Source organism: Ferroglobus sp., from assembly GCF_015521575.1.
Lineage (GTDB): Archaea > Halobacteriota > Archaeoglobi > Archaeoglobales > Archaeoglobaceae > Ferroglobus.
On sequence record NZ_WANY01000051.1, the window covers coordinates 1 to 5,274 of the forward strand.

The following is a 5,274-nucleotide window of genomic DNA, read 5'->3' on the forward strand; positions in this document are numbered from 1 at the left end:
CTTCAAGCAGGGTGAAAAATAAATAGATCAGGTAGAGGGCTATAGCAGTATCTCTAAGCCTCGGTTTCAGCCTTGTTAGCTTTATTCCGGGGACTTCAGCTTGCATCAGAGCGTAGCCACTTTTCGCTAAAGATGGAAGTATCGCTACGAATAGAACTATTATCCCCATCCCACCGAGCCACTGAGTTAAGCTCCTCCAAGTTAAAACTGATTTCGGAAGATTCTCTACGGAATCGAAAACGGTCGCTCCGGTTGTTGTAAAACCGGACATGGCCTCGAAAAATGCATCGAAGAAATCGAGTCCAACGAAAAGATACGGAATTGCTCCTACCATCGAAACGAGCAACCATCCCAGCCCGACTATCGCGTACCCTTCTTTGTATCTAATTTCGATTTCAGCTTTTCTTGAAACAAAGTAAAATAGAGATCCGAGGAAGATCGATGTTGCCATAGAAATTAAGAATGGCTCTACGCTCTCTCCGAAATAAAAAGCAACAGCTATGGGAATTATGAATACCAGGGAAAAGTAAAGAAGGATCCTTCCGAGAACGTTCAAAACAGCTTTTCTGTTCATGATAGCATCTTGTCTATCTTTTCAACGTTCTTCCATGAGGTGAGAATGTACAGTCTGTCCCCAAGCTTTATCTCTGTATCCCCCTTTGGTATGATTATTTTTCCGTCCCTTTTTATCGCCCCAACTATCGTGTTCTCCGGGAACTTTATTTCCCTTATCCTTTTCCCGTCGAGCTTTTTAGATGCTACGTACTCAAGCACGGCTATGCTCGCTTCGTAATCCCCAAGAGTTTCCACTCTCATCAATCTCAGCTGCCTCATAACTTCAAGGTAGGTGACTTTTCTTGGAGACAAAGCGACATCCACGCCAACTTTCTCGAAAAGCTCCACGTATTTTCCTTTCTCAACCCTCGCAATAGCTTTTTTTGCCCCAAGATTTTTTGCTAACAGCGAGGAGAGAAGGTTTTTCTCATCACTGTCGGTTGCGGCAACGACGACATCACTCTTACCGACTTCTTCCTCGATTAATAAGTCGATGTCCGTCGCATCTCCGTAAATCACCTTCGTTCTTCTGAGCATTGAGCAAAGCTCTTCGCACCTCCTCTCGTTTGAATCTATCAGCTTTATGTTCAAGCTGCTTCTATCGAGCATTCTCGCAAGGTAGCTGCCGACCGTTCCCCCTCCGAAGATCACCACATTTTTAACAACTGGAATTCCCATGATTCTTCTCGCAATTCCGGTTTGTCCACTCCATCCGATCACAGCAAGTCTATCTCCAGGGAAAATTCTCTCTTCCCCTTTCGGGACTATTATTTCATTCCCCCTGTGTATCGCCCCAATGATTATTCCCTCTGGTATGTTTATTTCCGCTATTCTCTTCCCAGCTATCGGGGAGTTTTCGGAAACCTGTAGCTCAACGACCTCCAGATCTTCTATTGAAGCGAAGTAAACAGCACCGGGAATCGTTATGAGTTTCGCTATTTCAGTTGATAAAACAAGTTGAGGGCAGAGGAGAATGTCGTAGCCAAGAGGATGGTTCTTTATCACAGGTCTGTCCACGTATTCGGGATTCCCGACTCTAACTATTACCTTCTCTGCCCCAAGCTTTTTAGCGGCTAAACCGGAAAGAAGGTTTACTTCGTCGTTTCCCGTTACTGCCACAAATATGTCCGCTTTCTTAACTTCAGCCTTTTTCAGAATTTCTACGTTCGCAGCATTTCCGATTATCGTTTCCACGTTAAGCCTTTCGAGATCTACAATCTTCTCTTCATCCGATTCTATAACCACGACTTCGTGCGCATCCGAGATATCTTTCGCTATGTTGTAACCAACTTCTCCGGCTCCAGCGATAACGATCCTCATTTTTTATCACTTCTCAGCCAAGGACGATACGAAGACGCTTATTTCGTACATCACAACGAACACCGCTAACACAATTATCTGGCTCAGTCCAGTTATGTCCAAACTCATGTTCGTTGCGAGAATAAGAACTGCCAAATATATTATTAACCTTTTCTCCCTCAACCATTTAGAGCTTACCAGTCCGATCCTCACAGCAATAGCCGCAATTACCGGAAGCTGCATGGACAAGCCTAAAGCAGCGCAAATTTTTAGGGAGTTGTAGAGAGTCTTTTTTATGGAGAGGTAAGGCTCCGCCCCAAGCATTTCCACAGCCACCGCACCGTACAACCTCGGAAGAATAATGAAATACGCGATTCCAACTCCAACGAGAAAGAAAGCGTAAGAGAGAGGAATAAAAGTCTTCATGAACTTTCTTTCGTGCTCATATAGCCCGGGCTTCATAAACAGGTAAATTTCGTACATTATGTAGGGATACGTCGTTATAAAAGCGAGAAAGAAAGAAAAAACGATTTTAGCTACGATAGGTTCGGTCGGCGAGTAGGCAACCATCTCCCTCCCGGGAAGAATGTTGTTCCAATACAGATACATCAACTCGTCTGATTTGTAAAAATAGACACCCATGAAAATGAGAAGAAAGACAAAAGAACGGATTACTCTCGTTCTAAGTTCGGCAAGATGCTCTCTGAGCTCCATCTCTCTGTCTTCCGGAGGTTCCACGAAGTGAGAAGAAGTCAAGTAAATAAAAAGTTAAGGTTTGATTTGAACGTAATGTTTCGCTCTTCTTAGAGCTATTTCCTTTCTTCTTTTACTCTCTACGTGGAGGTGAAGAGGATGAACCTTCGTCAAACCCGCGTTTCTCTTTGCTTTTTCAAATTTGCTCTCATCTCTTTCCTCCGTGAAAATCAGTAAGTCTACATCGTGCGCTTTTTCCCTCTCTCCTCTCGCATGACTTCCAACAATAAAAACCTCCGCATCCTCCACAAGTTTGACAAGCTCATCAGCAAACTTTTTAACCCATTTTTCCCAGTTAGCCAAGTTTACCATTCTGTTTTTAAGATTGGAGTCCACGAATAACTCCATCCTCCTCCCGGTAGCGAGTCTGTAAGCATACTCAAGCAAGAAACAGCCGATTATCATGGTGGAAAAGATGTAGACACTTGCGATGTCCTTTTCAACCATTTTAAATATCAGAATTAGAAAAGCCACGAAACTAACAACCGCTCCAATCAACGGTACTTCGGCTCTTATCTTCAGGTTTTTACGTAACTTAAAAGCTGCCAGATTAACGAAGAAAAAAATCAGAAGAAAACCACTGCTGCCGGCTGTGGAGATTTCCTCCAAACTTGCGGTGTTCGCAAGAAGCAAAGACAGAAGAGAGATAGCTACCAAACCCTCATAGGCTTTCCCCCATATCGGTTTTTCAACGACTTCGGGAAGCTGTCCGTACTTGGCGACCATGTAACTGACCCCAGCTGCACCGTAAAGAGTGGCATTTATGGCTGAGCTTGTAGATACTACGGCAGCGAATGTAACAAGGAGAAAACCGATATTTCCAAGAGACGGTTTTGCAGCCTCCGCAAGAGCATAATCCCTTGAAGAGATTATTTCGTCGTAGCTCAAATTTCCAACTGCTACAATGGCTATTAAAACGTAAATCGCAATTACGAAGAGGACAGATGAGTAAAAGGCTTTCTTCAGAGTTTCAGGATTTTCCACATCGCTCCCCGCATTTGCTATCAATTCGAACCCCTCATAAGCGAGAAAAATTACCATACCACCAACTATTAGATCTATAAACTCGATATCTATATGGGAAAATCTTTCCGGATTAACGTGCGTTAGTCCAGCGGAAGCGACCACTATTAATACAACTACTTTAAAAGCAACCAGCGCATCTTCAGCTTTTCCACTTGCGTAAGCTCCGAGAGCGTTTATGATCGTGAATACTAAGATCGGTAGAGAAATCAAGATGTTTTTAAGAAAATGAGCGTTCACGTTAACAATTGCCGAAGCGTAGCTTCCGAAAGCGTATGCATAAAGAGATATCATTATCACGTAACTCGCAAGCAAAAGAAGATTGAGCGTTCCTGAAAAAACACCCGTCCCGTAAGCTTTTACAAGAAATTCAATCGTTCCACCTTTGCTTGGATACTTCATCGTCAGCTTTGCATACGAGTATGAGGTCAAGAAAGCAATAATTCCGGAAATTAAAAAAGCAAAAGGCGCTAAATTCCTTGAGAACTCCACACTCAAACCCAAAACAGCAAATATCCCTCCACCAATCATCCCCCCAACTCCAATGCTGAAAGCTTCCCAAAAGCCTATTTTTTCCCTCAAGCTATCAGCCTCACCCACCTTCTTGTCATCGCTACCGTTTTACTCGTTTTCCTGACTATCTTTTCTGGAAAGAGACCGAGGAGGAAATTTTGAAGAAAAGGCTTTTCAGAAGCGCCTATTATCGTTATATCGTGCTTTTCAGCCTCTTCGGCAATTTTCTCAGCGGGGTTGTAGTGAACCGAAAACTCCTTCAAAACTCCGCTCCCTCTTAGGATTTCCTCAGCTTCTCTAAAGGCTTTTTCAGCAACGGATTTTTCCTCTTCTCTCTTCCCCACATACAAAAGTTTTATCTTCGAATTTTCGTTAGCCAAATCCCTTGCTATTTCGCAAGCTAAGAGAGCATGAGGCCCTCCAGCTGTTGGAATTAAAATTTTCTCGAATTTCAACGAATCTTTTCCAAATTTAACCACAACAACGTCGCACTTCGCTTTAACAAGAACTGGATCTATCGTGCTTCCAAGAACGACATCTTTTCTAAAAGTTCTACCCCTCCAGCCCATAACTATCAGATTCGGCTTTAACTCATCCACAAGGTTGAGGATAGCCTCTGGAACTGAGTGACCAACAGCTACGATCCCGCCAATCGGAACTTCGGAATTTAAAAGCTCAGAAACCATCTTTTTAGCCTTGCCAATCTCTCTAAGAGAGGCGGTCAAAGGCGTCTGATACGGCAACCTTACTATATTTGCGACTATAATCTCACCGTCCCTCTTTTTTGCAAGAATTTTTGCAAAATTTACGAGCTTTCTTGCAATTGCCGGATTGGCTATCGGAACGAGAATTCTGTAGGGTTTCTCTTCAATCGGAATTTCCTTGTAAACGGTTTTAATTTCTTCCTCCATTCTCTTCTCCATCTCCTTCTCCGAGTAAGCGTAGTAAACAAGAGAGCCAAAGAAAATCCAACCGAGGGTTAAGAGAGCAATTAAAAATCCGTGCTCCAGCTGGGTGATTAAGTAGTAAGTGATGACAAACTGAAGGATTAGAGTTAGAAGGGGCAATATAGGAACGAAAGGCACTTTGAAGCTTCTTTTCAAATCTGGTCTTCTCAATCTAAGAATTACC

The 5,274-nt window shown here is 43.1% G+C and carries 5 protein-coding genes; all 5 read right to left on the bottom strand.

Annotated features, from left to right (window positions below):
* Positions 1 to 574, bottom strand: a 574-nt coding sequence (locus tag F7C14_RS02020) for a potassium transporter TrkG (RefSeq protein ID WP_290899453.1), incomplete at its 3' end; no start/stop codon positions are given.
* On the bottom strand, positions 571 to 1,875 hold the full coding sequence (gene trkA / locus F7C14_RS02025) for a Trk system potassium transporter TrkA (protein WP_290899456.1): 1,305 nt from the start codon (positions 1,873 to 1,875) through the stop codon (positions 571 to 573). The genes trkA and F7C14_RS02020, both read right to left, overlap by 4 nt.
* 6 nt (positions 1,876 to 1,881) lie before the next feature.
* The gene (gene tatC, locus F7C14_RS02030; RefSeq protein ID WP_290899463.1) at positions 1,882 to 2,592 is read right to left on the bottom strand and encodes a twin-arginine translocase subunit TatC; all 711 of its coding nucleotides are present in this window, start codon (positions 2,590 to 2,592) and stop codon (positions 1,882 to 1,884) included.
* Positions 2,593 to 2,622: 30 nt separating this feature from the next.
* Entirely contained in the window at positions 2,623 to 4,230 is a 1,608-nt protein-coding gene (locus F7C14_RS02035) for an amino acid permease (RefSeq protein ID WP_290899465.1), read from the bottom strand.
* Positions 4,209 to 5,274, bottom strand: a 1,066-nt coding sequence (locus F7C14_RS02040) for a universal stress protein (RefSeq protein WP_290899467.1), incomplete at its 5' end; no start/stop codon positions are given. The genes F7C14_RS02040 and F7C14_RS02035, both read right to left, overlap by 22 nt.